The sequence below is a fragment of the Agrobacterium pusense genome (genome assembly GCF_013285525.1).
Taxonomy (GTDB): domain Bacteria; phylum Pseudomonadota; class Alphaproteobacteria; order Rhizobiales; family Rhizobiaceae; genus Agrobacterium; species Agrobacterium pusense.
On sequence record NZ_CP053856.1, the window covers coordinates 1,092,209 to 1,118,058 of the forward strand.

General features: G+C 58.2%; 31 protein-coding genes and 1 tRNA gene. 18 read left to right on the forward strand and 14 right to left on the reverse strand.

The genetic code is table 11. The annotated features are described in order from the left end of the window. Positions 1–22: 22 nt before the first annotated feature. Positions 23–742 carry a hypothetical protein gene (locus HQN82_RS05320; RefSeq protein WP_112765793.1) on the reverse strand — a complete coding sequence of 240 codons (720 nt, stop codon included), beginning with the start codon at positions 740–742 and terminating at the stop codon, positions 23–25. A gap of 131 nt (positions 743–873) precedes the next feature. On the opposite strand from HQN82_RS05320, the gene HQN82_RS25500 reads away from it, so the two are divergent. Then, entirely contained in the window at positions 874–1,137 is a 264-nt protein-coding gene (locus tag HQN82_RS25500) for a hypothetical protein (RefSeq protein WP_004441746.1), read from the forward strand. Between the two features lie 15 nt (positions 1,138–1,152). Then, positions 1,153–1,380, forward strand: coding sequence for a hypothetical protein (locus tag HQN82_RS05325; RefSeq protein ID WP_173614623.1), 228 nt, complete (start codon positions 1,153–1,155; stop codon positions 1,378–1,380). Positions 1,381–1,657: 277 nt separating this feature from the next. On the opposite strand, the gene HQN82_RS05330 is transcribed toward HQN82_RS05325, so the two are convergent. Continuing rightward, positions 1,658–1,960 carry a hypothetical protein gene (locus tag HQN82_RS05330; RefSeq protein ID WP_173614431.1) on the reverse strand — a complete coding sequence of 101 codons (303 nt, stop codon included), beginning with the start codon at positions 1,958–1,960 and terminating at the stop codon, positions 1,658–1,660. On the opposite strand from HQN82_RS05330, the gene HQN82_RS05335 reads away from it, so the two are divergent. Then, positions 1,961–2,050 (forward strand) — tRNA-Ser (locus HQN82_RS05335). Positions 2,051–2,173: 123 nt separating this feature from the next. On the opposite strand, the gene HQN82_RS05340 is transcribed toward HQN82_RS05335, so the two are convergent. Further along, positions 2,174–2,512, reverse strand: coding sequence for a hypothetical protein (locus tag HQN82_RS05340; protein ID WP_004441749.1), 339 nt, complete (start codon positions 2,510–2,512; stop codon positions 2,174–2,176). Between the two features lie 315 nt (positions 2,513–2,827). Between HQN82_RS05340 and HQN82_RS05345 the strand changes: the two genes are divergently transcribed. The 8 genes from HQN82_RS05345 to HQN82_RS05380 all read left to right on the forward strand — a co-directional run bounded on the left by HQN82_RS05345 (position 2,828) and on the right by HQN82_RS05380 (position 12,221). Next, positions 2,828–3,916 carry a septal ring lytic transglycosylase RlpA family protein gene (locus tag HQN82_RS05345; protein ID WP_006697463.1) on the forward strand — a complete coding sequence of 363 codons (1,089 nt, stop codon included), beginning with the start codon at positions 2,828–2,830 and terminating at the stop codon, positions 3,914–3,916. A 71-nt stretch (positions 3,917–3,987) separates the two neighbouring features. After that, positions 3,988–5,160, forward strand: a complete 1,173-nt coding sequence (locus tag HQN82_RS05350; RefSeq protein ID WP_173614624.1) for a D-alanyl-D-alanine carboxypeptidase family protein — start codon at positions 3,988–3,990, stop codon at positions 5,158–5,160. Between the two features lie 137 nt (positions 5,161–5,297). Then, complete coding sequence (gene tmk / locus HQN82_RS05355) at positions 5,298–5,972, forward strand: dTMP kinase (RefSeq protein WP_004441759.1); 675 nt, start codon at positions 5,298–5,300, stop codon at positions 5,970–5,972. Continuing rightward, positions 5,965–6,990, forward strand: a complete 1,026-nt coding sequence (locus tag HQN82_RS05360; protein WP_112765795.1) for a DNA polymerase III subunit delta' — start codon at positions 5,965–5,967, stop codon at positions 6,988–6,990. The genes tmk and HQN82_RS05360 overlap by 8 nt, the downstream gene beginning before the upstream one ends. Before the next feature lie 250 nt (positions 6,991–7,240). After that, entirely contained in the window at positions 7,241–8,791 is a 1,551-nt protein-coding gene (gene metG, locus HQN82_RS05365; protein ID WP_112765796.1) for a methionine--tRNA ligase, read from the forward strand. A gap of 11 nt (positions 8,792–8,802) precedes the next feature. Further along, positions 8,803–9,585, forward strand: a complete 783-nt coding sequence (locus HQN82_RS05370) for a TatD family hydrolase (RefSeq protein ID WP_112765913.1) — start codon at positions 8,803–8,805, stop codon at positions 9,583–9,585. A 2-nt stretch (positions 9,586–9,587) separates the two neighbouring features. Next, positions 9,588–10,418, forward strand: coding sequence for an MBL fold metallo-hydrolase (locus HQN82_RS05375; protein ID WP_112765797.1), 831 nt, complete (start codon positions 9,588–9,590; stop codon positions 10,416–10,418). A 21-nt stretch (positions 10,419–10,439) separates the two neighbouring features. Further along, entirely contained in the window at positions 10,440–12,221 is a 1,782-nt protein-coding gene (locus HQN82_RS05380; RefSeq protein WP_004441767.1) for a chloride channel protein, read from the forward strand. Positions 12,222–12,509: 288 nt separating this feature from the next. Here the strand turns inward: HQN82_RS05380 and HQN82_RS05385 are convergent, their stop codons facing one another. Next, positions 12,510–13,685, reverse strand: coding sequence for a S41 family peptidase (locus tag HQN82_RS05385; protein ID WP_112765914.1), 1,176 nt, complete (start codon positions 13,683–13,685; stop codon positions 12,510–12,512). A 473-nt stretch (positions 13,686–14,158) separates the two neighbouring features. Here HQN82_RS05385 and HQN82_RS05390 point away from each other — a divergent pair, with 473 nt between their 5' ends. Then, a complete protein-coding gene (locus HQN82_RS05390) occupies positions 14,159–14,788 on the forward strand; it encodes a DUF1062 domain-containing protein (protein WP_112765798.1) in 630 nt (209 codons plus the stop codon). 45 nt (positions 14,789–14,833) lie between these two features. On the opposite strand, the gene HQN82_RS05395 is transcribed toward HQN82_RS05390, so the two are convergent. Beyond that, the gene (locus HQN82_RS05395) at positions 14,834–15,481 is read right to left on the reverse strand and encodes a glutathione S-transferase family protein (protein ID WP_173614625.1); all 648 of its coding nucleotides are present in this window, start codon (positions 15,479–15,481) and stop codon (positions 14,834–14,836) included. Between the two features lie 218 nt (positions 15,482–15,699). On the opposite strand from HQN82_RS05395, the gene HQN82_RS05400 reads away from it, so the two are divergent. Next, positions 15,700–16,356: a peroxiredoxin gene (locus HQN82_RS05400; protein ID WP_037092776.1), complete on the forward strand. Its 657-nt coding sequence runs from the start codon at positions 15,700–15,702 to the stop codon at positions 16,354–16,356. Positions 16,357–16,406: 50 nt separating this feature from the next. Here the strand turns inward: HQN82_RS05400 and HQN82_RS05405 are convergent, their stop codons facing one another. Next, entirely contained in the window at positions 16,407–16,859 is a 453-nt protein-coding gene (locus HQN82_RS05405; RefSeq protein ID WP_112765800.1) for a DUF5680 domain-containing protein, read from the reverse strand. Positions 16,860–17,021: 162 nt separating this feature from the next. Here HQN82_RS05405 and HQN82_RS05410 point away from each other — a divergent pair, with 162 nt between their 5' ends. From HQN82_RS05410 to fghA, 3 genes are read left to right on the forward strand one after another with little or no spacing between them, the layout of a single operon-like run. After that, a complete protein-coding gene (locus HQN82_RS05410; RefSeq protein WP_004441780.1) occupies positions 17,022–17,477 on the forward strand; it encodes a YaiI/YqxD family protein in 456 nt (151 codons plus the stop codon). Positions 17,478–17,502: 25 nt separating this feature from the next. Next, positions 17,503–18,162 (forward strand): DUF1345 domain-containing protein, encoded by a 660-nt coding sequence (locus HQN82_RS05415; protein WP_004441782.1) that lies wholly within the window; start codon positions 17,503–17,505, stop codon positions 18,160–18,162. Positions 18,163–18,190: 28 nt separating this feature from the next. Then, positions 18,191–19,024 carry an S-formylglutathione hydrolase gene (gene fghA, locus HQN82_RS05420; protein WP_112765915.1) on the forward strand — a complete coding sequence of 278 codons (834 nt, stop codon included), beginning with the start codon at positions 18,191–18,193 and terminating at the stop codon, positions 19,022–19,024. A gap of 58 nt (positions 19,025–19,082) precedes the next feature. Here the strand turns inward: fghA and HQN82_RS05425 are convergent, their stop codons facing one another. The 6 genes from HQN82_RS05425 to crcB all read right to left on the reverse strand — a co-directional run bounded on the left by HQN82_RS05425 (position 19,083) and on the right by crcB (position 23,170). Further along, positions 19,083–19,472, reverse strand: coding sequence for a RidA family protein (locus HQN82_RS05425; protein WP_112765801.1), 390 nt, complete (start codon positions 19,470–19,472; stop codon positions 19,083–19,085). 216 nt (positions 19,473–19,688) lie between these two features. Further along, positions 19,689–20,177, reverse strand: a complete 489-nt coding sequence (locus HQN82_RS05430) for a hypothetical protein (RefSeq protein WP_035208812.1) — start codon at positions 20,175–20,177, stop codon at positions 19,689–19,691. Positions 20,178–20,237: 60 nt separating this feature from the next. Beyond that, positions 20,238–21,032: an ATP12 family chaperone protein gene (locus tag HQN82_RS05435; RefSeq protein ID WP_173614626.1), complete on the reverse strand. Its 795-nt coding sequence runs from the start codon at positions 21,030–21,032 to the stop codon at positions 20,238–20,240. Between the two features lie 32 nt (positions 21,033–21,064). Next, on the reverse strand, positions 21,065–21,730 hold the full coding sequence (locus HQN82_RS05440) for an HAD family hydrolase (protein WP_112765804.1): 666 nt from the start codon (positions 21,728–21,730) through the stop codon (positions 21,065–21,067). 6 nt (positions 21,731–21,736) lie between these two features. Then, positions 21,737–22,726, reverse strand: coding sequence for an RluA family pseudouridine synthase (locus HQN82_RS05445; RefSeq protein ID WP_022556167.1), 990 nt, complete (start codon positions 22,724–22,726; stop codon positions 21,737–21,739). Positions 22,727–22,792: 66 nt separating this feature from the next. Then, positions 22,793–23,170 (reverse strand): fluoride efflux transporter CrcB, encoded by a 378-nt coding sequence (gene crcB / locus HQN82_RS05450; RefSeq protein ID WP_006697447.1) that lies wholly within the window; start codon positions 23,168–23,170, stop codon positions 22,793–22,795. Between the two features lie 200 nt (positions 23,171–23,370). On the opposite strand from crcB, the gene HQN82_RS05455 reads away from it, so the two are divergent. Further along, positions 23,371–23,700 carry a hypothetical protein gene (locus HQN82_RS05455; protein ID WP_022556168.1) on the forward strand — a complete coding sequence of 110 codons (330 nt, stop codon included), beginning with the start codon at positions 23,371–23,373 and terminating at the stop codon, positions 23,698–23,700. Between the two features lie 212 nt (positions 23,701–23,912). On the opposite strand, the gene HQN82_RS05460 is transcribed toward HQN82_RS05455, so the two are convergent. Continuing rightward, positions 23,913–24,887, reverse strand: a complete 975-nt coding sequence (locus HQN82_RS05460; RefSeq protein WP_112765806.1) for a copper chaperone PCu(A)C domain-containing protein — start codon at positions 24,885–24,887, stop codon at positions 23,913–23,915. Between the two features lie 89 nt (positions 24,888–24,976). Continuing rightward, the gene (locus HQN82_RS05465; RefSeq protein WP_035208902.1) at positions 24,977–25,357 is read right to left on the reverse strand and encodes a hypothetical protein; all 381 of its coding nucleotides are present in this window, start codon (positions 25,355–25,357) and stop codon (positions 24,977–24,979) included. A 171-nt stretch (positions 25,358–25,528) separates the two neighbouring features. On the opposite strand from HQN82_RS05465, the gene HQN82_RS05470 reads away from it, so the two are divergent. After that, a complete protein-coding gene (locus HQN82_RS05470; protein ID WP_006697443.1) occupies positions 25,529–25,714 on the forward strand; it encodes a DUF3008 family protein in 186 nt (61 codons plus the stop codon). Positions 25,715–25,850 lie beyond the last annotated feature (136 nt).

Genomic DNA, 25,850 nt, shown 5'->3' on the forward strand with positions numbered 1-25,850 from the left:
ACGCGATCTGTCTCGTGCCGTGTCACGGGTTTTCGTCTTTTACGAGGCGTTTCTCGACATAGCGTGTCACGGCCGCGTCTAGCGCCTGCCATTGCGGCAGCAGGTTGGCCGAGAATCGGTAGAACAGGCTCAGGTCCTGCCCGACGTGGATATCTCTCTGACAATCGCTACCCGCTGTTTCCTGAGGCGTCTGCGGCAGCAGGCAGCGCACCACATAGACGCTTTCGCCGTCGCGTCGGCCGGTCAATATGACTTCCTTGCCATAACCGGAATCAGCGCGCAGCCGATGGAGCAGCAGTCCGTGCTTCAGGGGCGTCGGCTCACCTTCTATAAGTCTGGTATAAATCGGCTCGAAACGTCCTGACATGTCCTGCGACATGGTGCTTTGCGACAGCTGAACGAAAATCAGCCCGACCGCATTTTTCGGATCGTCGAAAAGGGCACGATTCGAATCTCGATACCCCGCAAGGTCGGGCCAGGTGAGGTAGAGGTCGGCGCGCTCATGTGCACCACTGTGACGATCAGACGGATTCCGAAGGGTGTTTTTTGCCAGTTTCAGCCGGTCGTTGCCGATCGTGATCTCCACTTCGTCGGTCGACGTGGTGTGTCCCGCCTGAATAATTCTGTCGCCATACCATTTCATGCCGAAATTGAGCGCAGTGAGAAGGGCGGCAAGGGCTCCGCATATGACGATGACGCGTCTTATGAGGGAAGAGGAAAGGAAGCCTGTGTCGCTATGCATGAGCTTTCAAACTCGTTCTGTCCGCCGGGTTTTCGGCGCGGAAATAACAGGCAAAGCTTTAACCCGCGGCGATCGCCATTGAAATGATGTTTTGCCGCTGCTACCTGATAAGCGCAAGCAAAGGACGGCATATGGCAGCGCGTGACAGATATTCCCGGAAACTCGAATGTTCCAAATGTGGCCATCAGGGTTTTGCCGAGGCGTCCGAGTCGGATGACAAAACCCGCCGGGACGTTGATTTCCGCATTGACGAAATGCCCCGGGGATTTCGCGCAGAACGCCCGTCGGGCGACCCCACTGACTTCATGATCCGCTGCGCCCAATGCGGCAACATATTCCGCTTCCTGCAGAAAACCGCCTATGCGCCGGGAGGCGAGCCGCGCGTCAAGGCCTGAACGGAGGGTGCCGGCATGACTTTACCGCAACAGCCCAACGGAGCGCCGCAAAGGCGCAAACCAATCTGGCCCTGGATCGTTCTGCTGGTGCTCACGCTATGCGCGATCTATTCCTATAACCGCACCAACGAAATCATCGCTGAGTTGTCCGATACCTTGCCGCCGGCGCTGCTGAACCTCTTCGAGGACCTTCTCCGGGGGGAAGGCCGGCGCGGCCATGGCGGGCCCAGCATCGGCGTTTGAGTGAGACGCCCGCCGTAAAGGGTCGCCCATCCTCCGGCCGCACATCATGTCATGACCATAAAAGAAAAAAGCCCCGCAAAGAGGCGGGGCAGGTTGATCGCTCGGGGAAAGTTGGGCAATGCCCGGGAGCGATGAGTGGGATATAAGAGACAATGGTGCGGACGCGATAGGCCACTTCCGTCCCAAACAGTACGCCAATGCACAAATTTCACTTAATCCGCAGATTTTTGAACGATGAATTTGACGGATCTGTAAGACAACTTGACAGGCTTTCGCTTTATTCTTTGCTTGCCTCGAATTGCACATATTCTCCTTTAACGTAACGTGACATGAGCAGACGCATGGATAAATCCGGAATCCTCTTTGTGGCGCTTTTGTTGGTGCTTGTTGCAATCGTCTTGAGCCTCACGCTGTTCGATACAGCGCAGCAGGTCCCTTCGATACCTTCAGGTGACGGCTCCCTGCTGCCGCCCGCGGCGACCCCGGGGCAATGATCCGCCAACTGTGAGAGAAGGACGACGATGCTCGTCGGAGCGGGATTGACGCCCTTTTTCAAACCGCTATAAAGCCTCACCACCATGGATGGGTGTCCGAGTGGTTTAAGGAACCGGTCTTGAAAACCGGCGTGCGTGAGAGCGTACCGTGGGTTCGAATCCCACCCCATCTGCCATCAAGCGCAACATCATTCCTACAATGTCGCGACGAGGCGTGTTCCCGCAGCGTTTGGGCATCGCGTACATTCCGTACGAATAAGAAACCCGCCTTTCGGCGGGTTCCAGGCAGCGGTAGTGGATCAGATTTCCGGACAGCCTCGTTCATTTGCGAAGGTGATCCGGTCCGGTCCCCGGCGCGTGAAGCCTTCGACAACAACGCGGCCCGGCGTGACGCGCACGACTTCGGGATCACGAAGGCCTGCTTCACGGGCCGCGGCGCGGGCTTCGCGTTCGCTGCAGCCACGCATGCGTGGAGGACCCCGGCGGTCCATGTCCCGATCACGGTCGCGGATGACGGGACGGACGCCATCCGGGCCGATTCTGAGCTCCATATCCTGGGCACCGGCAGGCATAGGTGCGGCGAAGGATACCAGGGCGATGCCAATCGCCAGACCTGTGGTTTTCATAAAATTTATCATGTTTCCTCCCTCAGCCGAAACCGGCGGAAGCTCGTTTGTTTGCGCGGAGAAAACGCGGTTACCGCTGCTTTGTTCCTTGCGAGGCTGCGAGGGGAGGACTGACGGCGGGCGGATTCCGCCGTGGAGGGGCATGCCGAAAAGATAGAAATCATTAACCACGTTCGTTACAATTTTATCGAATTTGCAAAAGTCGTTCGCATTTTCGCCACGTTATGCACAAGATTAAGCGACTGTTAGGTGCTTCGATGGCAGGGGCAATATCGAGGCAAGTGAGGGTGCGGTTCTCCGAGCCAATAGCAGCGTGGGGCAGACGATTTGAATTCTACGGTCAAGAAAACAGGCATCAGCGCCAGGTCGGGCGTGAAGTGGCTTGCAATTTCCGTGCTTTGCGCTGCAACGGCGTCGTGTTCCACCACCTCCGAGACAAAGCCTAAGCCCAAGCGCAGCAAGGAATATTTCTCAGAATCCGAATATGGCGTGAAGGCCAGCCCGCGCGTTGCCGATGGAAAGAACATCCCGAAGGGTGGCGGACGCGAGCTGCTGGGTAACGCCTATACCGTCAAGGGCCGCCGTTACTTCCCGAAAGAAGAGCCGGGCTACAACAAGGTTGGCCTTGCTTCCTGGTATGGCTCTGCCTTCCATGGACGCCTCACGGCGAATGGCGAGGTTTACGACAAGGAACATCTTTCTGCCGCACATCCGACATTTCCGCTGCCGAGCTACGCGCGCATCACCAATATGGATAATGGCGCGTCGGTGCTCGTCCGTGTCAACGACCGTGGTCCGTTCCACGAGGGCCGTCTGATCGACGTTTCCAGCAAGACGGCAGATCTTCTGGACATGAAGGCGACGGGGACAGCAAATGTACGGGTTCAATATGCGGGCCGTGCGCCGCTCGACGGCCATGACATGCCTTACCTGATGGCTTCCTATATTCCGAAGGGTTCGCGTTCGCCGGGCGTCGCGCCTGAAGGGCAGATCGCGACCGGCGTGATGGTTGCTTCGGCCTCGCCGAATTTCGTGCCGGCGCCGACATCGAACCCGAATTATGCCGGCTCGGCTCAGACCGCGCTCGTTGGTTCCAAGAAGAATGCGGCGCTTCAGGCCATGCCACTCGTCAACGGTGTACAGCCCGCATTCGAACAATTCGCGATCCTGCCGGAAATCGGCCCGATCCTGGCGGAGCGCCCCGAAGGTAACTTCCTGCGGGAACCAGCGGCTCCAGGCGGCAATTATCTGCGTGTGCCCACGCCGTCTTCCAAATATGCAGCGGCCTATTCCGAAGAATCCGCCGCCGTATCCAAAACCGCAAAGGTGTTCGACACCGTGCTCGTCAATCGTGACGGCTTGAGCGAAGAGTCGATCCTCGCCCATGTGAAGCGTCAGCAGGCGAAGTCACGCTAACGGATTAAGGACACCGCCGCACCGTTCTCATGGCGGGTGGCCGGTTGTGGCAGACAGCACTGGGCGGTTTCATGCGCAAGACCTTTCATCGCTCCTATCTGTCGGCCGTCGCGGCGGCCGCTTTTGCATTTTTGAGCGCCGGCGCGGCGCAATCGCAGACAGCGCCCTTCATCGCCAAGGCCGAGCAGGCCTATATGATCGATGCCGAAACCGGTACGGTGCTTCTTGCCAAAAATGAGGATCAGTCCTTTCCGCCCGCATCGCTTGCCAAGCTGATGACGGTGGAGGTGGTGCTGGATGCGCTGTCGAAAGGACAGCTGGCGTCGGAAACGGCCTATCCCGTTTCGGAATATGCCTGGCGCACGGGCGGAGCCCCATCGCGAACGTCAACCATGTTCGCCGCCCTGAAATCCTCCGTTGGCATCAATGACCTTCTGACCGGAATCATCGTGCAGAACGCCAATGACGGCTGCATCATCATCGCCGAAGGCATGGCGGGATCGGACGCTGCCTTTGCCAAGCGCATGACGGCACGGGCCGGCGAACTTGGCATGAACCGCAGCACGTTTGCCAATTCCACCGGACTTCCCGATTCCGGAAACCAGACGACCGCCAGGGACATGGTGCGCCTTGCCCAGCATCTGCATGACACCTATCCCGACCGCTACTCGTTGTTTACGAAGCCGGACTTCGAATGGAACCGGATTTTCCAGCGCAACAAGAACACGTTGCTGATGCCGGGAAGCGGTATAGACGGTCTTGGCCTCGGTTTTGCAGAAGGCAGCGGTTTTGCCGCCGTGGTTTCGGCGGAGCGGGAAGGGCGCCGCATCTATCTGGCGCTTGCCGGCATCGCAGACGACAAGACGCGGCAGGAGGAAGCGCGCAGAGTGGTGGACTGGGGCCTGACCGCCTTCGAAAAACGCCGCCTGTTCAGCAAGGATGAAGTGGTTGGCTCCGTCAGCGTGTATGGCGGCGATGCCTCCTATGTCGACCTTTCTCCGAAGGACGATGTCAGCGTCCTGGTGCCCGTCAACAATCCGGAACGCCTCTCCGGACGTATCGTCTATCGCTGGCCGCTGAACGCGCCGCTCGATGTCGGGGCGAATGCCGGAACGCTGAAGATATTCTCGGGCGAGCGTCTATTGCGCGAAGTGCCGCTTTATACGAAGAGCCGGGTGAACAAGGGGTCGCTCACGCAGAATGCAGCAGGAGCATTGAAGGAACTTCTGCTGTTCTGGCTGTGAAATGTGGTTCGGCACGCGCCTTTCCTCCTATGCTTTTGTTCAGGCAACGGTTTTTCTGAAAAGCGCTTCACACATTTCGGTCCGATGCTGTAAACAGGCATTTCAACATTGACGTGAATTCCTTGCAGGACGTGACATTGGCCGAAAAGACCGGATTGTTCATCAGCTTCGAAGGCGGCGAAGGCGCCGGCAAATCGACGCAGATTCGCACGCTTGCCGAGGCGCTTCGCGATCGTGGCTTCAAGGTGGTCGTAACGCGTGAGCCCGGCGGTTCGCCGGGTGCGGAGGCCGTAAGACATGTTCTCCTTTCCGGTGCGGCGGAGCCCTTTGGCGTCCGGATGGAAGCCATCCTGTTCGCCGCCGCGCGCAACGATCACGTCGAAGAGGTCATTCGCCCTGCGCTGGAGCGCGGCGAGATCGTGCTCTGCGACCGGTTTCTCGATTCATCCCGCGTCTATCAGGGCACGACCGGCAATCTGGAGCCGGATTTCATCGAGACGCTGCAGCGCATCGCGATTGATGGCGTCGTTCCGGAGCTGACACTGATTTTCGATATCGCTGCCGAAAAAGGCCTTGCCCGCGCCAGAAAGCGCGCGGATGAAGGCGCGAAGCCCGATCGCTTCGAGAAAGAGGAAATCGAAACCCACGAGAAGCGGCGGGAAGCCTATCTCGATATCGCGCTTGCCGAGCCGCGTCGCTGCCGCATCGTCAATGCCGATCAGCCGGAAGAAAAAGTTGCGGAGGATGTCATGTCCTTCGTCGAGCCCTTGCTCGAACAGCTGGGGACCGAGGCGGGCAGGGCCCATGAGTGAGGTCCAGGGCGTTCTCGACGGTGCAATCGCGCCGCAGCAGAACACGACGCTTTTTGGCCATGAGGAGGCGGAGGCGTTTCTCGCGCAGTCCTATCGCTCTGGCAAAGGCCATCATGCCATTCTCATCGAAGGGCCGGAGGGCATCGGCAAGGCGACGCTCGCTTTCCGTTTCGCCAATCATGTGTTGAACCATCCCGATCCTTTGTCGGCGCCGGAGTTTCTGCCGGACCCCGATCCGCAGTCGCTGGTCAGCCGGCAGATCACCGCCGGCGCCTCGCATAACCTGCTGCATCTCACCCGGCCCGTGGATGAAAAGACCGGCCGCGTGAAATCTGCCATCACGGTGGACGAGGTGCGACGGGCAGGGCATTTTTTCTCGCAGACCTCGGGCACCGGCAACTGGCGCATCGTCATCATCGATCCCGCCGACGATCTCAACCGCAATGCCGCGAACGCGATCCTGAAAATACTGGAAGAGCCGCCCAAAAGGGCGATGTTTCTCGTGCTCTCCCACGCACCGGGAAAATTGCTGCCGACAATCCGGTCACGCTGCATGCCGCTCAGGCTGCTACCGCTTTCGGATTCGGCCATGGTGCAGGCGCTCGATCATCTCGGCATAAGTCTCTCGGAGGAAAAGCGCGATGCCCTGCTTGCCGCCTCCAAGGGTAGCGTTGCGCAGGCGCTGAAGCTGATGAACTACGGCGGCTCCGATATTGTCGAGGCCCTTGCGGCAGTCATGAATGCCGACGGCCCGGGCGCCCGCAAACAGATGCACAAGCTCGCCGAGATCCTGGCCCAGAAGGATGGCGACATCGTCCTCGGTTTCTTCATGGAACATGTAACGGAAGATCTGATGGCGCGCGCGCGCGCGGCGGCCATGACGGGCGATATCACGGCTGCGGAAAGGCTGGCACGGCTTTCTTCGGCGCTCTCGGAACGCATCACCGTGGCGCAGGCCTATAATCTTGACAAGAAACAGATGGTGATTTCCATTCTTGAGGATATCCGGGGCGTCTAAGGCCGGAAAATCGTGAGGACCGAAGTTGCCTTTTCGGATTGGCCCACTCTAAGCCGCATTACCCCCGGGATTGACACGGGAATCCACAACCCGCTGAAATTAATGGATACTCGGCTCGAGCCCGAGGATGACGAATAGTCGGCAATATTGATATCAGTGTACCAATTCGGTAGCTTTTTCTTTCGCTGCTGCGAACAATGGTTTAAGAGCGGTCTATCCAAAAAACAGCGCGTAAAGTCGATAGACCGTCATGACAGACAAGACACCATTCTACATCACCACCGCGATCTCCTATCCCAACGGCAAGCCGCATATCGGCCATGCCTATGAACTGATCGCAACGGACGCCATGGCACGCTTTCAGCGCCTGGACGGAATGGATGTGTTCTTCCTGACGGGCACCGACGAACACGGCCAGAAGATGCAGCAGACGGCACGTGCGGAAGGCGTTTCGCCGGAAGAACTCGCGGAACGAAATTCCAATCAGTTTCTCGAGATGGGCAAGCTGCTCAACGCCTCGAACGACGATTTCATCCGCACGACGGAAGAACGACATCACGAGACCTCGCGCAATATCTGGAACCTGATGGCCGAGAGCGGCGACATCTACAAGGATAGCTATGCCGGCTGGTATTCCGTTCGTGACGAGGCCTATTACGCCGAGGACGAGACGGAAGTGCGCGCCGATGGCGTCCGTTACGGCCCGCAGGGCACGCCGGTGGAATGGGTGGAGGAGGAAAGCTATTTCTTCAAGCTCTCCGAGTACCAGGACAAGCTGCTGAAGCTCTATGAGGAAAACCCCGACTTCATCGGTCCGGCGGAACGCCGTAACGAAATCATCTCCTTCGTGAAATCCGGTCTGAAGGACCTGTCGATTTCCCGCACCACCTTCGACTGGGGCATCAAGGTTCCCAATGATCCGAAGCACGTGATGTATGTCTGGGTCGATGCACTGACCAACTACATCACCGCAACGGGTTACCTCGAAGACAGGAACGGACCGCGGGCGAAGTATTGGCCGGCCGACGTGCATATCATCGGCAAGGACATCATTCGTTTTCACGCCGTCTACTGGCCAGCCTTCCTGATGAGCGCAAAGCTGCCGCTGCCGAAGCGCGTTTATGCACATGGCTTCCTGCTCAACAAGGGCGAGAAGATGTCGAAGTCGCTCGGCAATGTCGTTGATCCCGCCAATCTGGTGAACCATTTCGGCCTTGATCAGGTCCGCTATTTCTTCATGCGCGAAGTCTCCTTCGGCCAGGACGGCAGCTATAGCGAAGAGGGCATTGCCACCCGCATCAATGCCGATCTTGCCAATGGCATCGGCAATCTCGCCAGCCGTTCGCTGTCGATGATCGTCAAGAATTGCGACGGCAAGATCCCTACGCCTGGTCCGTTCACCGACGAAGACAAGGCGATGCTGGCGTCTGCAGACGGTCTGCTCGCCATTTGCCGTGAGGAGATGGGCAAGCAGCTCATCCACCGCGCGGTAGCCGCCATCATTGCCGTCGTTTCCGAGACCGACCGCTATTTCGCCTCTCACGAGCCTTGGGCGCTGAAAAAGACCGACCCTGAGCGAATGGGCACCGTGCTTTACGTCACGGCGGAAGTTGTGCGCCAGATCGGCATTCTCCTGCAGCCCATCATGCCGGGTTCCTGCGAAAAGCTGCTCGATCTCGTTGCGGCGCCAGCCGACAAGCGCGACTTCGCGGCGTTGGGCGAAGCCCGTCGTCTGGTGCCGGGGACACCACTGGAAGCTCCGAAGCCAGTCTTTCCGCGTTACGTCGCGCCGGAAGCGTGAAGGCGACCACGATGCTGATCGATACCCATTGCCATCTGGATTTTCCTGATTTCGAGGCGGAGCGCGACGACATCATCGCTCGCGCCCATGCCTCCGGCGTGAGCCAGATGGTGACGATCTCGACCCGGGTGCGTCGTCTGCCGGAGCTGTTGAAGATCACGGAAAAATATCCGTCAGTCTTTTGCTCGGTCGGCACCCATCCGAACAATGCCGATGAGGAACTGGATATCTCCGCCGATGAGCTGGTGCAGCTTGCCGAAATTCATGAGAAGATCGTAGCGATCGGAGAGGCGGGTCTGGATTACTTCTACGACACGCAGAAGCCCGAAGACCAGAAGACCGGCCTTCTTCGCCATATCGAGGCGGCGAGACGAACGAAGCTGCCGCTTGTCATTCACAGCCGCAGTGCCGATGACGACATGGCCGCCATCCTGCGCTCCGAAAGCGGGAAGGGCGCATTTCCGTTCATTCTGCACTGCTTTTCCGCTGGTCCCGAGCTCGCAAAAACGGGTGTCGAGCTTGGCGGATATGTGTCTTTCTCGGGCATTCTGACCTTCCCAAAGTCGCAGGATATTCGCGATATCGCTGCAACCGTGCCTCTTGACCGGCTGCTTGTAGAAACGGACGCACCCTATCTTGCGCCGAAGCGCTGGCGTGGCAAACGCAACGAGCCTTCCTACGTCGTCAATACCGCGGAGGTTCTGGCCGAGGTGCATGGCATCTCCTTCGAGCGGATGGCCGAGATCACCACCGAAAACGCCTTCCGCTGCTTTTCCAAGATGACAAGGGTGTAGGCGTGGCAATCTACCGTCGCCGCTTCACGGTTCTCGGATGCGCCTCGTCACCCGGCGTGCCGCGCATTAACGGCGACTGGGGCGCCTGCGACCCCGATAATCCGAAGAACCGGCGCACGCGTGCGGCCTTCATGGTGGAACAGATTGGTCCTGATGGTGGCAAAACGACCGTTGTGATCGATACTGGTCCTGATTTTCGCGAGCAGATGATCGCCGCGAAGGTGGAGGCTATCGATGCCGTTCTCTACACCCATGCTCATGCCGACCATCTGCATGGCATTGACGATCTGCGCATCTATTTCGCACTCCAGAAAAGCCGCGTTCCGATCTATGCCGATCCCATTACCATGGCGCGCATCCGCGATGGTTTTGCCTATTGTCTCGAGACGCCGGCGGGCAGCAATTATCCACCGATTGTCCGGCCTTATCTGATTGCCGATATCAACGAGCCGGTTGTTATTGATGGAGCAGGAGGACCAATCGCCTTCAGGGTGCATATGCAAAAGCATGGGGACGTCCATTCTCTGGGTTTCCGCATTGGTGATGTGGCCTATTGCACCGACGTCAGCGATTTTCCGGCCGAAAGCCTGCCGAAACTCGCCGGACTTGAGGTGCTCATCATCGACGCCCTGCAATATCGCTACCACCCCAGCCATCTATCACTCGAACAGGCGCTCGGCTGGATCGAAACACTGGCACCCAAAAGGGCAATCTTGACCCACATGCATATTCCGCTCGATTATGAGACGGTGATGCAGGAAACGCCTGACCATGTTGAACCGGCTTATGATCAGATGCGTTTCGAAATTGAGATCGATCTCGAAGCCGCCTGACGCCGCCTGAAAAGGAACAGCATGTCGACTAAGCCTTTCCGTGCACCGAGTATGGCGAGCTTCTTCGACAATCTGCGCGCCAGCCGCCTGCGCGCCATGTTCCGACGCGGCGAACTCGGCCTCGTCGCGCTTGCCGTGCTCATCGGCATCGCAGCCGGCCTGCTGGTGGCGTTGATCGGCGCTTTGAGCACGGCATTGCATGTGCTCGTCTTTGGCGTCGAACGTCTGAGCAGCAGCGATCTTTCCGGACAGATCGTGCTGGTGGGGCCGATCATGGGCGGTGTCCTGCTTGGGCTGATCATCTTCATCCTCTCCAAAACCCGCAAAAAGCCGATGGTCGACCCCATCGAGGCAAATGCGCTGCATGGTGGCCGCCTGTCGCTCACGGATAGCATCATTGTCTGCGTGCAGAACATCGTTTCCAACGGTTTTGGCGCATCTGTCGGGCTTGAGGCGGGCTACACGCAGATTGCCAGCGGCGTCGCATCGAAGATCGGCATCAAGCTTAAACTGAGGCGAGGGGACATGCGCATCCTCGTTGGCTGCGGCGCCGCGGGCGCCATCGCGGCCGCCTTCAACGCGCCTCTGACTGGCGCATTTTACGCCATCGAACTCATCATCGGCACCTATACAGTCGTCACGCTCGCCCCGCTGATCGTTTCGGCGCTGGTGGCGACAACCGTTATCGGCCTGATTGGCGGCCATGGCCTTTCCATCGATATCGTCGATGCCAGCCGCGTGACGCCCGCCGATTACGTGCCGGCTATTTTCCTTGGGGTTGTGTGCGCGGCAATCGGTATCGTGCTCATGCAGGCGGTGTCCTTCATTGAGGAGACGGCGCGCAAAAGCGCTATTCCTGGCTGGCTGCGTCCTACGCTTGGCGGCATCGTTGTCGGTGGGCTGGCGTTGATTTCACCGCAGGTTCTCTCGAGCGGCCATGGGGCCTTGCATCTCAACATCGATGCCGACTTGACGATCTACGGGCTTGCAGGATTGTTCCTGTTGAAGGCGGCGGCCAGCGCGATCTCGATAGGTTCGAATTTCCGCGGCGGCCTGTTTTTCGCCTCGCTGTTCATGGGATCGCTGCTCGGCAAGATTTTCGCCCTCTGCGCGCCCTATATCGGCTATGGCTCGACAGCGCCGATCGTCTACGCCGTGATCGGCATGAGCGCCTTTGCCGCCGCCATCATCGGTGGTCCGCTGACAATGACATTTCTGGCGCTGGAACTAACCGGCGACTTCCAGATTACGGCGCTCGTGCTTGCCGCCGTCATCACCACATCGCTGGTGGTGCGCACCACATTCGGCTACTCCTTCGCCACCTGGCGTTTTCACCTGCGCGGTGAGAGCATTCGCAGCGCCCATGACATCGGCTGGATCCGCGACCTGACGGTGGGCAAGATGATGCGCGCTGACATCCGCAAGGCCAATGTCAGCATGGGGCTTCCGGCCTTCAAGGAGAAGTTCCCGCTCGGTTCGACGCAGCGGGTCATCATGACCCACGATGACGGGCGTTATGCCGGGATCGTTCTCGTGCCGGAAATCTATGCCGATCCGATGGATCGCGACCCAAGCAAGATCAGCCTCGAGACCTATCTGCACTACAAGAACGACGTATTGCTGCCGACCATGAATGCACGGCAAGCGGCGGCAGCCTTTGACGCGGCGGAAAGCGAAGCACTCGTCGTCGTCAACGACAAGATCGAAAATCGTCCCGTTGGCCTGCTTACCGAAAGTCACACGCTGAGACGCTACAGTGAAGAGCTCGATCTGCGACGCCGAGAGGCATCAGGAGAATTATGATCGACCTGGATATGGATGTATCAATGCGATAAGCGGCGCTTTTCAATGATGACAGCAACGGCGCTGCGATCTGACAGCTTACGGTTTTCCCGGTAACTAAGTACGAAAAGTTCCATAATCTATCTTATGCGATTATTGTATGCGTGCTGGCGGGTTCGGGAATGACGTCAACCTGCAAATGTTCCTATGGGTTGTCTCCTGCAAGGCACATTCAGTGAAACACGCCTGTCCCAATATCGGCATGGATGAGAGAAGCCAGATCGCTCGCTGGCATAAATGGCCCCTCGTCTAATCACACAGAACCTTTAAAACTCGCTGATGGAACGCTTCTTGTGAAACCTCAGCGGCAGGCCCTTCGATCCATTCCAAATCGAGATGCAGTTTTCCTGCAGGAACCATTTGCTGTGCGATCTCAGCCGGTGTGGTTTCGTCGCTGGTTCCGTTCTCCCAGTCGTGAAAGGCTGATGAGTATCGAACGACCGCTCCACTGGTCGGCAAATCGAGCAACCCTCCCTCGGCAAAAAACGTCAGGCCGTCGCCCATTTCTTCCCCGACGAGCTTGAGCCTACGTCCCAGACGATGTTTGAGAATGGCCACAAATACTATCGCTGCAGAAAACGTGAACTTATCGACAAGCACAACAACCTGCCTGCCTGCGTTTTCAGAGATGGCGTCGATCAAGGGCACAGTTTGAAGAAAATCGCCACCGGTGTTTCCGCGAACATCAATCAAGAGTTTGTTGTTCCCGCAGGTTCTCACGCGCTCCGCTGCAGCGGAGATGGCTTTCGGCAGCGCACTTTCGCTTGGGTCGAAGAAACTCGGCAATAATATTGAAAGCCCAAACTCCTGCCGGTCCTCAATCTCCACAAATGCCCGAGGTTTCCAGGCCGGGTCAGCCTTGCCATGCTCGTTTCTCGGGTAGAGCATCGATGCCGGAACGGTAAGCCGGTTCTCCACTTTCAGGTCGGTGATCTGCGCATTCTCGCCTTTCAGGCGATATTCAGTGCTACTCTCTTTTGAAGAAAACCCGAGATGAGCCAATGCATATGGCCATGCGAGGAGAATCGGTCCGATCACCCGTTTCCGCTGGCGCGTTCCCGCCAGAAATTTCCCTGCGGCGGCTTCAATCTGACCAAGGGGTATGCCGTTGACTGCTATCAGCTCCCCTCTTGGCACAGTTGTTTCCAGTGCCGTGTCAGTTAACTGCACCCCCGTTCCAACGCTTACAAACCTCAGCGGGAGCACCGAAATGGAATCGTTCGGGATCAACCGTGTGTGTCCGTTGTCGGGAAGCGCAAGCAGGCGCATCGCGGAAAACAGAAAGGCCTCTTTGAAGCCCTCCAAAGCGTATCGTCGGGTATCATAAATGCAGCGATCTATCATCGCCGGTTCGATGCGCCGAAAGCTGGGATCGATTGGCAGGACAATGTCCAGAATTTTCTCGAGGTCTTGCATCAGCGACATGATCCACAATGCGCACAGCTCTCTGTCGATGTCCAGATTGGGCTTGAGCCAGACCTTCCCCTTTCCCCGTAAAATGCATTTCTGATATGAGTTTAATATTGACCGACAAGCCATTGTATTTATTATAAATCGTTCAAAGATAAAAACTTGGTCGTCTTTTCTATGAGGGACTCCATCTGCCGCCGTTTATCTGTTATTGCTCCTAGCGAAGAGCATTGGCGCATCGAGGTAGACTTTGCCTAAGTAAATACCGGTCTCAATCCAGTTTCACCCTGTGCGGATAGCCACCGGCTGTCGCCGCATGATCATGTTCATCGGGTGGTGGCAAGAGACCGGTCTGGCATCGTTACAATGTGCCCTGCGCAGCTTTGCTGTTTCAGCTCTTCACCACTCCAGAACACCGCCACGCCGTTCCCGCATGGGTTTTCTCCTGCACCATCTTGGTGGACTTCCGAATGGAAGACCAACCGACTATGTGCAATATATTTCGGGTCCAGTGGACCGTTACACCCAGAGCCGCGCCGCAGCCCTGGATTGCCTGCAGCGGATGCGGAGAAGCGAGGCCATTTCAGCCGAGCGGCAAGATCCGCCTCAATGCCAATGGCCGCAAGCTGGATGCCTGGCTCATATACAGATGCCGGATATGCGACAGGACCTGGAACCGGCCGATCTTTGAGCGGCGGACTATTCGCGACATCAGCCCCTCTGTTCTCGAGGCGCTGCAGAACAATGACCCGCAGTGGATAAGGTTGGAAACGTTCAATCTCGAGGCGTTGAGACGCAGATCGCAGCGCGTCGACGAGTCTCCCGAATTCGATATCGTGAAACAGATACGGGATGAACCTCCCGATTGGGCCGTGGCGGAAATTGATCTCATCGTTCCGTTCCAGACCGGTATACGCCTCGACCGCCTGCTGGCGTCTGAGCTCGCGCTTTCGCGGTCGCTTCTACAAAGGCTTCAGCGCGGCGGCCGGATTCGCACGCACGGCGACGCCTCCGATCCATGGCGACGCCAGGTGAAAAACGGCACGCGGATCGTGATCGAGCGGTGCGATGGCCTCGATCCGGCATGTTTGTGGAAATCTGTCACGGCGGAGTGCTAGCGCACAGCGAGGGCCCGAAGTTCGGGCCCTCGCGATGCGCATCAATCAGTTCGATGCGGCTTTGAAAACCGCCAGCTGATCGGCAAATGCGCGTCGATAGGCGGGACGCGCCTCGCCTCTCGCCACATAAGCTGCAAGGTTCGCATATTCATCGAGAATGCCAGAGCTTCTTATCCGTTGCAGCACCGATATCATCAACAGGTCGCCGGCGCTGAACGCGCCGTCGAGCCACTCGCCCTCACCCAGTCGCTGGGACAGTTCGCCAAGTCGCTTGCGAATACGTTCATCGACGATCTCCAGGCGTTCGCAATGCCAGCTCTTGTCACTTTCGACAAAACCGGCGACAAAATGCTCGACTATCGGCGGTTCCACGGTGCTGAGCGCCGCAAACATCCACATGATCGCGCGCGCCCGCGCGTTCGCTTCCCGCGGCAACAGGCCGGCGTGGCGCTCGGCTATGTGGAATATTATCGCACCGGATTCGAACAGGACGAGATCGCCCTCCTCATAGGTCGAAATCTGCCCGAAGGGCTGAAGTGCAAGGTGCCCTTGCTCCCGCATCGCCTTGAAGGAAAGAAGGCGAACCTCGTACGGTTGCCCTACTTCCTCCAGTGCCCAGCGGACACGCATGTCACGGGCAAGACCCTTGCCGCCATCGGGCGAGCGTTCAAAGGCGGTAATGGTGATTGTCATTGCTGTTCTCCATCACTCCCCCATGCAAAATTGCCCCTGCAATTCCGTCGCCCGGCGTGGTGTCACAATAGGCGCCGGAATGAGCGAAAACAACGCATCGTGTTGTCGGCACACGCTAAAGGGCTGGCCATTTCACGCAAAAACTCTAAGCTCCTGCGCTGGAGACGGATTGCCGCACCATCAGTTTTCAGTTCAAATGATTAGGGAGAAAGCACCAGATGAGCCTGCGTATCAACGATATAGCGCCCGACTTCACCGCCGAGACCACCCATGGTCCGATAAGCTTTCACGACTGGATCGGCGACGGCTGGGCGGTCCTGTTTTCGCATCCGAAGAATTTTACGCCGGTCTGCACCACCGAACTCGGCGCCATGGGCGGCCTGCAGCCGGAATTCGAAAAGCGCGGTGTGAAGATCATCGGTATCTCGGTCGATCCCGTCGAAAGCCATGAAAAATGGAAGAACGACATCCGCACCGCCACTGGCTTCAATGTCGATTATCCACTGATCGGCGACAAGGACCTGAAGGTCGCGAAGCTTTACGACATGCTGCCGGCCGGCGCCGGCGACAGCTCGGAAGGCCGCACACCGGCCGATAACGCCACCGTACGCTCGGTCTTCGTCATCGGTCCTGACAAGAAGATCAAGCTGGTCCTCACCTACCCCATGACCACCGGCCGCAACTTCGAGGAAATCCTCCGCGCCATCGATTCTATCCAGCTGACCTCGAAACACCAGGTGGCGACGCCAGCCAACTGGAAGCAAGGCGAAGACGTCATCATTACCGCCGCCGTCTCCAATGAGGATGCGATTGCGCGTTTTGGTTCCTATGACACGGTTCTTCCCTATCTGCGCAAGACGAAGCAGCCGGGCTGATTTGAAGCCTGATGGGGCGGCGAAACATCATCGCCCCATCATCGCAATTTTCATGGCTTTATGATCCCGCCATGATAGTCGAGCCGGTAAGTCTCGAAATGTCCGAGATAAATGCGCTCGACGCCGGTGAACGACTGGAATTCGCCTGCATTCGTGTCGACATAGACCAAATTCTCCACCGGGTGCGTGAAGCCGCCCAGAAACCGCCCTTCCCGATAGAGCGTGGAAAGCGAACGTTGAATGACCATGCCGGCCGTTGTGGCGTCGATCATATCGGGCCGGAGGATGCGGCCGTGATAATTCATCGCCCACATGGCTGTCCCCTGGTGCCAGACGACCTCTTGACCGACGAAATCGGTTCCGCCGAAATAGCTGTCGATATAGTGCCAGTCTCCGTCGCGATAGCCGAGATCATGCGATCCCGTGCGAGTGGGCGTGGCGGATTTGTTGCCCCCGCCAACATATGTGGCGGACTTGGCCCTCACTATGAACTCTTCCAGCATATAACCCTCTTGGAAAAGAACATAAAGGGAACATAATTCATTTCCGGATCCTTCGCAAGCGCCACGCCCTGCCCTTGCCTCGCCCGCGATTTACCAATCGCGGGCTTGGTAATCGCAGCATTTGCGCTTAGAAGCGTGGCAGAACGATCCAAAAGAGTGTCCATGCAGCAAAATCCGCAAATTTACGTCGATGCCGATGCCTGTCCAGTGAAGCCGGAAATCCTCAGGGTCGCGGAGCGGCATGGGCTGGAGGTAACATTTGTTGCCAATTCGGGTCTGCGCCCGTCCCGCGACCCCATGGTCAGAAATGTCATTGTTTCCGCCGGTTTCGACGCGGCGGACGACTGGATTGCCGATCATGCCGGCGAGAACGATATCGTCGTTACCGCCGATGTGCCGCTGGCCGGGCGCTGTGTTGCCAAGGGCGCACTGGTGACGGGTCCCACGGGCCGCGTTTTCGATCAGTCTAATATCGGCATGGCAACGGCGATGCGAGACCTTGGTGCACATCTGCGCGAAACCGGTGAAAGCAAGGGCTATAATGCCGCTTTTTCGCCACGCGATCGATCCGCTTTTCTGGAGACGCTTGACCGTTTCTGCCGCCGTGTCAAAAAGTGATGCCGCAAGCAGAAAGGCCCAGCCCATGACCCCGGCCAGTTCCAACAGCAATACCTATCGCCGCCATCAACCTTTTTTCATCGCCGTTCTTGTCGGGGCTTCCGGCCTCGGTATTGCATTGGCTCTCGCGCCTTCCGTGGCAATAGAAATCGCGGCAGTTTCTTTCTTCCTGACCTATCTGACGCTGGTTGCCTTTCGTCTTTCCAAATTGACGGCGCAGCATCTGAAAGCCCATGCCGACAGCGACGATCTCCCCGCAATTGCCATCATCGCCGTGACGCTGCTGGCAGTGACCGTCGCCGTGGTGTCCCTTTTTCAGGCGCTCAACCATACCGGTGAAACCGTCTGGACGCTGGTCATCGCTTTCGCCTCGGTGATTTTCGGCTGGTTGACCATCCACACCATGACGGCCCTGCACTACGCGCATCTTTACTGGCGTCCGCACACGGTCGACGGCAAGCGCCAGCATCGCGGCGGCATGGACTTCCCCGCGACCAAAGAGCCCTGCGGTTACGACTTTCTCTATTTCGCCGTGGTGATCGGCATGACGGCGCAGACCTCGGACGTGGGTGTGACCACGACCGCCATGCGCAAGGTCACGTTGCTGCACTCCATCGTCTCTTTCTTCTTCAACACGGTTCTGGTAGCGGCAGCCGTCAATGCTGCAGTCTCGCTTGCCGGTTGAACCGGGATTTTTTCAAAGGAATGGCTTCATGAACATTATTTCGCAAAATACGGCCTTTGGTGGCATGCAGGGCGTATTTTCCCATGTATCCGAGACCCTGAAATGCGAGATGACCTTTGCGGTTTACGTACCGCCGAAGGCAATCCACGAGCCATGCCCCGTCCTGTGGTATCTCTCCGGCCTCACCTGCACCCACGCCAATGTCATGGAGAAGGGCGAATATCGCCGCGTGGCTTCCGAACTTGGTCTCATCATCGTGTGCCCCGACACCAGTCCGCGCGGCAATGACGTACCAGATGAACTGACCAACTGGCAGATGGGCAAAGGCGCGGGATTTTATCTCGACGCGACCGAGGAACCCTGGTCGGAGCACTACCGGATGTACAGCTACGTGACGGAGGAGTTGCCTGCACTGGTCGGCCAGCATTTCCGCGCCGATATGAGCCGTCAGGGCATTTTCGGCCACTCCATGGGCGGCCACGGCGCGATGACCATCGCCCTGAAAAACCCCGAACGGTTCAAAAGCTGCTCCGCTTTCGCGCCGATCGTGGCTCCCTCCTCCGCTGACTGGTCGGAACCGGCGCTGGAAAAATATCTGGGACCGGACCGGGCGGCATGGCGTCAATACGACGCCTGCTCACTGGTGGAGGACGGTGCGCGTTTTCCCGAATTCCTGATCGATCAGGGCAAGGCTGATAGTTTCCTGGAAAAGGGCCTGCGGCCATGGCTGTTCGAAGAGGCGATCAAAGGCACGGATATCGGCCTGACGCTGCGCCTGCACGACCGCTACGATCACTCCTATTATTTCATCTCCACCTTCATGGACGATCATCTGAAATGGCATGCCGAACGGCTCGGATAAGCCGCAAACACAAAGCGGGCGGCGCCTGCGAACGCCGCCCCTTTAGGCCGACCGCATCTCACGGGATGCGGGCGATCACCTTGATCTCGAAATCAAAGCCAGCAAGCCAGTTGACGCCGACGGCGGTCCAGTTCGGATAAGGCTGTTTGCTGAAAATCTCCTGCTTAACGGCCATGATCGTCCCGAACTGGTTCTGCGGGTCGGTATGGAACGTCGTTACGTCGACAATATCGTCGAACGTGCATCCCGCGGCCTTGAGCGTGGCAGCGAGATTGTCGAAAGCAAGCCGAACCTGACGCTCAAAGTCGGGTTCGGGCGTTCCGTCGGCACGGCTGCCGACCTGGCCGGAAACGAACAGAAGGTCACCCGACCGAATTGCCGCAGAGTAACCGTGCTGTTCGTAAAGCGCGTGCCGGTCTGCGGGAAAAATTGCCTCGCGTTTGCTCATCTTGCATCTCTCTTTTTGGCTGAGTGGCGTCGGAAGAAGAACTCCGGACGCCCAATTCACATACGTTGCGTATGTGAGATAGTAATCTACACCACGCATGTCAATTGAGATACGTGACGTATGTGAATATCGAGACGCACTTTGTCAAAGCAGAAGATGGTTTCCGGCGACGCGCGCGTATGACTGCCGCAGTCCCGCTCACGCCTTTGGTCCAATCTATGGAAACAGCGCCGTCGCCAGCGTGGTCGGACCCGGCCGGTTCAATCTGAACTCGCGGATCACCCGCTCGGCAACGCCATAAGCAAGCTCCTGCTCTAAAGCCTCGTCATCGAAGCTTACGACGGTGGCGGTGAATTTGGCTTCGGCGATCACCTCGCCCGTGGCCACGGCGGCGGCCCGCACGATGACCTTGGCGGAGGCCTTTTCACCGAAAAGGAAGGGACCGCGTGTGACGGATGCAAGGCGGATGGTCAGCACCACGCGCGGTCGGGTCTCTCCCCGTGCTGTGGTCTTGATCGCATTCTGAACCTGCGCATGAATGGACTGCATCAGCGCCGGCGCCACATCCGGTCGTGCTGCAACAAACGCGCCGCGCACGTCGTAAAGCAGCCGATCCGCACTGGTCGCTTCCGGTTCAAGCCTGAAAGACATGAGCATGAAACACGCCAGCACAATAATGCCAAGGCGTTTCAGCATGGTTGTCATGATCTGCGGCTCCCCTTACGTGAGGTAGCCTGATGATCGTCGATCAGGGTTAGAAAAGCGTTAAGATGCGCTCGTCAGAGACTCCAGAACATTGACCGCGGCACGCATGTCGATGAGACGGACGGCCCGGCGCTCCAGCGCCTCCTCATCCTCACCCCATTGTTCCGCAGTCCAGTCTTCATCCAGATGGGCAAGCGCCCAGGCTTCCTCAAGCCTCAGCTCTCCTTCCGCCAGCGCCAGCGCCAGAATGGCAGACCCTGTCAGCGACGTCATGGTATGGAGTGCCGCGAGCGCGATCGGTGTATCGTATTTTTTCAGCGTCACTGCAAAGGCGGCGATGGCCTCCCGCGGCTGGTCGCGATGCATGACGCCCTCCACCAGAATGAAGCGCGCGCCAAGTACATTGGCCGCCCAGTCGAGCACGGGATCCCAATGGTCCGTCTGGCGCGCGACCAACGCTTCCGGTTCACCAGCGCGGTAGCAGAGGAGATCGGAGGAGGAAAACCGCAATATATCCTCGAAAACCGCCTGCGTATCAATGGCGACGCCGTCGATGGCCGTGTTCACGTGGCGCGACACCGGCATGACAACCGGATTGACGACCTCGGTCTGGGCGTCCCATTCATCGCGAAGCAATTCCGCGAGCGACCTCGACGGCACGACCAACGGCTTCTTGGCGGGGGTGCGCAACGGCTTACCGTCGAGAAGGATGGTGAAGCCTTCCTCCGCCGCCTCGCCGACCGTCACATCCTTGTAGAACCGCTTGGGCAGCGGTTTCTGCATCTGGACCTGCGCGCGCAAGATCGGATCGGGGTGGCTCAGGCCTTCCGAAAGGTCGTTCAGGAGATCACGCATGGCACATCCTCATCGGTCGGTAGAAAGGATAATTAAGGATTATCGGTCGGAACATAGACCGGGATTTCACGCGGGTGGCTGACGACCGCATCGGCGCCCGCCGTCCAGAGTTCGTCGACGGACGCATAACCCCAGGCGACGCCGATCGCTTTTGCGCCCGCAGCTTTTGCCATCTGCATATCATAGACCGCGTCGCCGATAACGACAGTATCGGCCGGAACCATGCCGGTTTCATGGCAGCATTCCCTCACCATGGCCGGATGCGGCTTGGAAGGGCAATCATCCGCCGTGCGCGAGACAATGAAGTGCCTGGCAAATCCATGGGTTTCGAGAATGTGGGTCAGCCCGCGCCTCCCCTTGCCCGTCACCGCACCGATCAGCACGTCATCTCGCCTTGAAAGGGTGTCGATCAGCGGGGCGATGCCCTCGAAAAGCGGCTCGATCATCCCCGGACGTGCACGGATCGGATGGTAGATTTCCTTATAACGCTGGGTCATCGCCTGAACCTCGTCATCCACATGCGCCTTGCCGAGCATGCGGGCGATGGCGATATCCAGCGTCAGACCGATGATCGCCTTGGTTTCGGAGATATCGGGGCGCGGCTTGCCAAAATCGGCGAACGTATCGGCCATGACCGCATGGATCAGGCCCGCGCTGTCCACCAGCGTTCCGTCGCAATCGAAAAGAACCAGTTTCATCTGCCGTCAGTCTTCCCTATCGCCATCGGCCACGTCGAGACCGAGCAGGTTCCAGGTCTGTACCATATGTGGCGGCAGGGGTGCGCTGACCCGAAGCCGGCCGCCATTCGGATGCGGAATGTCGATATGGCGCGCATGCAGATGCAGGCGCTTCTGGATGCCGCCGGGAAAATCCCAGTTTGGATCGTCGATGTAATATTTGGGATCGCCGATGATCGGGTGCCCCATATGCAGCGCGTGCACGCGAAGCTGATGGGTGCGGCCGGTATAGGGCTCCATTTCCAGCCAGGCGAGGTTCTGCGCGGCGGTATCGATGACGCGGTAATAGGACACGGCGTGATCGGCGCCCTCCTCGCCATGCTTGGCGATGCGCATGCGGTCTCCGTCGATCGTCTGTTCCTTGACCAGCCAGGTGGAAATCTTGTCCTGGTGCTTCCGCGGCACGCCTTTGACGAGCGCCCAATAGGTTTTCTTGGTGTCGCGTTCGCGGAAGGCGGCGGTCAGTTTTTGCGCGGCACCTCTGGTACGGGCAACCACCAGCACACCCGACGTATCACGATCCAGCCGGTGCACGAGACGCGGCTTTTCGCCCTTCTGGTTGGTCCAGGCTTCCAGCAAGCCGTCAATGTGCCGGGTCACCCCCGAGCCGCCCTGAACGGCGATGCCAGCAGGCTTATTGAAAACGAACACCTTGTCGTCTTCATGCAGCAGCATTCGTGCCAACAGCTCGCCATCGGCGGAATGTTTGAGGTCCTTCGAGCCGATCGGACCGCTCTTGGTCTTCATATCGGAATCGACCGGCGGCACGCGCACCATCTGTCCCGGCTGCACCCGCGCGTCCGTCTTCACCCGGCCGCCATCCACACGCACCTGGCCGGATCGCAGCAGCTTCTGCAACTGCCCGAACCCAAGCCCCGGATAGTGAATCTTGAACCAGCGATCGAGGCGCATACCGGCCTCGTCGGCCTCGACCTTGATATGCTCGATACCTGCCATAAATTTTCCAGTCTCTCTGTCCTGATCGCGCAGCCGTTTCTTCGGCGCGCCGTTTGGATCAAGCCTTTAGAACAAGTTGCGGCCCAAGGCCAGCCCGGCGAAAACCGCAGCGATGGAAACCGAAAGGCTCGCAAGAACGTAAACGGCAGAAAGGCCGAGCGCGCCGCGTTCAAAAAGCGAGACAGCATCGAGCGAAAAAGATGAAAACGTCGTGAAACCGCCGAGCACGCCGGTCACGAGAAAAAGACGCATTTCCATCGAGGCATTCAGACGTCGCGCCACGAGCTCCACCAGGAGACCGATCAGAAAAGAACCCACCACGTTGACCGTAAGCGTTCCCCAGGGGAAATTCACCCCCGCCAGCCGGACGCTCCAGACGCCGACCAGATAACGGAAGACGGAACCGATTGCGCCGCCCGCTGCGACGAGGACTATATTGATCATGCATTTATCTCCGGAGGGAACGGCCGGACCTCACGGTCCGCTTAGATTTCTAGACCACGTAAACCGCCTGCGAAACCCTTGGCCGGGCACTGCCAGCTGTTAAAATACGATTAAATTGCGCCTCCGCGATTTAGCCTTCCAACAACACGCAGATGCTAACCTGCGGTTTTTGAAGGTCGGCAACGATGGCCGGAGGTTGGATGACACAGGTTCTTTCCGTTTCTGCGAACACGGCAGCCTATGCGCTGGAGGCTGTAAAACCGTCACAGCGCGTGCCGCGCCGGAGCGAGGTCGAAGAGGCCATTCACGAACTCGCGCGCAAGGCCGAGAACAGCGACGACTTCCAGCTTCGCGGCATGATGACTGTGATCAAGCCACCAGCCCTCACCCTCTATTTCCTGACCGTCGCCAGCCAGCATCAGGAACCGCAGGCGACGCTTGAGCAGGCCGTGGAGGCATACGAGGAAAACAACCTCCCCCAAAAAGCAGATGATATTCTTTTGAATCAGGATGATAGACAGACATCCTGATGTCGCTTGTTAGATTTCAACCCTGTTGTTGCGGGAGTGGCATTCAGCTTGGTGTCAGGTTGAGTTTCTAGATATCTACACCCGGCTTCCGGAAATCACCAAAAGCGAGCGTCATCCGTTTTCCGCCGCGGCGCCGAAACAATAGACCGGACAAATGAGAAATCTTGCGGCTACCGGACCTGTCACGCGTTCCGGTAGCCGCTTTTCATTGGTCAATTATGTTGATGGTCGCCGCCGCCCTTGGCAGCTCCCGCAGACAGTATGACGTCGACCTTCCCGGCTTTTTCGAAGATCAGCGTTACCGGCACTTTGTCTCCTTCGGCAAAGGGCTTCTTCACGTCGAAGAACATCATGTGCAGGCCGCCGGGTTTCAATTCCACGGTCTGACCGGCGGGGATGACGATGCCCTCATCCAGCTTGCGCATCTTCATCACGTCATTGACCATGGCCATTTCATGGATTTCAGCGCGTCCGGCGGCAGACGATTCGACTCCGATCAGCTTGTCGTCGCTATCGCCGCCATTCTTGATCGTCACATAACCGCCACCGACGGGCTGGCCCGGCAACATGGCCTTCGTCGCGCCGCCAGACACTTCGAGATTGCCAGCCTTCACGACATCCATATCCATGCTCATACCCGCGTGATCGTGGCCGCCCGCATGGGCTTTGGCGGTGACCTTGATGGTCGGCGCCGGATTTTTCAGCGAGTGGGGATCGACACCAGCTGCAGCCACTTCATCCCAGGAAACCTTGCCCTTGTCGCCGCAAAGCTGTGTCACCTTGAAGGGTAGTTCCTGCCCCACCTCGACGCCGGAAACCTTCCCCTGCACGGCAAAGGTATCGTAGAATTCGTCCGGAAGATTGCCGCCCTTCCAGCGAATTTCGACTGGCCCGCTTTTGATCTCCTTGCCGTGATTTTTATAGGCCTTCCGGTAATCGCCCTTGATGACCTCCAGCTCCCAGCCGGCCTTCGGCTGCGGCTTGGCGGAAATGAAGCCCTCCGGCAGCTTGATCTGCACTTCCGTCGTGGCAAGCCCGCCTTCGCAACCGTGCGGCACCTGAAGAGCGGCGACGACAGTGCTTTCCTGTTCGGCCGAGCCGTCAACGAAGGTGGCGTGGGCAAAAGCCTGCGCGGTGGAAACCGCGGCGATAAAAAGGGTCGATGTGATGATCTTGGTGGTTTTCATTTGTCTGTCCCTGCGACTGCCAGCCTTTCGGGTTCAAGCAGCCGTTTCTTGCCACCGGTTCGGCGGCGATGATCCTGTAAGATGAAAAATCAGGCGGACAAGGCTGGCGGGCCGCGTGCGACCGGTTTGCGGATCGTCGGGACGGGATGGAAACGCCAATCGGTGGACGGGCGGTTCTCAAGCCAGGCAAATTCGGTCTTCAGCCAGCTTTCCTTGTCGGGGACCGGCAGAAGAATGGACGAGGCCAGCAGGCAGGCCTCGCAAAACAGGATCGCGTCGCCCGAATGGGCGGGCCCCTCCTTGGCATGCGAGGCATTCACCCCGCCGCCATGCCCGAGGCAGATCTCCGCAAAGGTGCCATCAGGCAGCCGGTAGCTCTCATCGAGCGCGACTGCGGGGGCTGCGGCAAGCGCCGGCCTGTGGGCAAAACCGAGCGACAGCATCAGGGTTGCACAGAAAATGCGAAGCATTTTCTCGATCCCCGTCAGCCGTCTTTTTCGATGTGCGCCCATGATCTCATGCGATATAGCGCTTCCCTTCGATTTCAAAGGGGAATTTTGCCGCAGGCTTGACGTGTATGAGGAACAATCGCCGCAAGGCGGCATTTTCCTGCAACACGGATCGTTTAAGGGAGACATGACATGCCTGCCAAATCGAAAGCCCAGCAGAAAGCTGCGGGTGCAGCACTCGCCGCCAAAAGGGGCGAAACGAAGAAATCCAGTTTAAAAGGTGCTTCAAAAAGCATGGAGAAGTCCATGACGGAAAAGGAACTTGAGGATTTTGCCTCAACGAAACGCAAGGGTCTGCCGGCAAAAAAATCGGAATGACGGCGTCTTTCCACCGCCATTCCCATTCGTTGGAATGATGACGGAACGACAATATCAAAACGTCGTTGCGAGAGAGATGAGGGATGATGGCGCAGATGGAGCAAGAATCTGTTCAGATGCGTCATTTGGTCCTTGC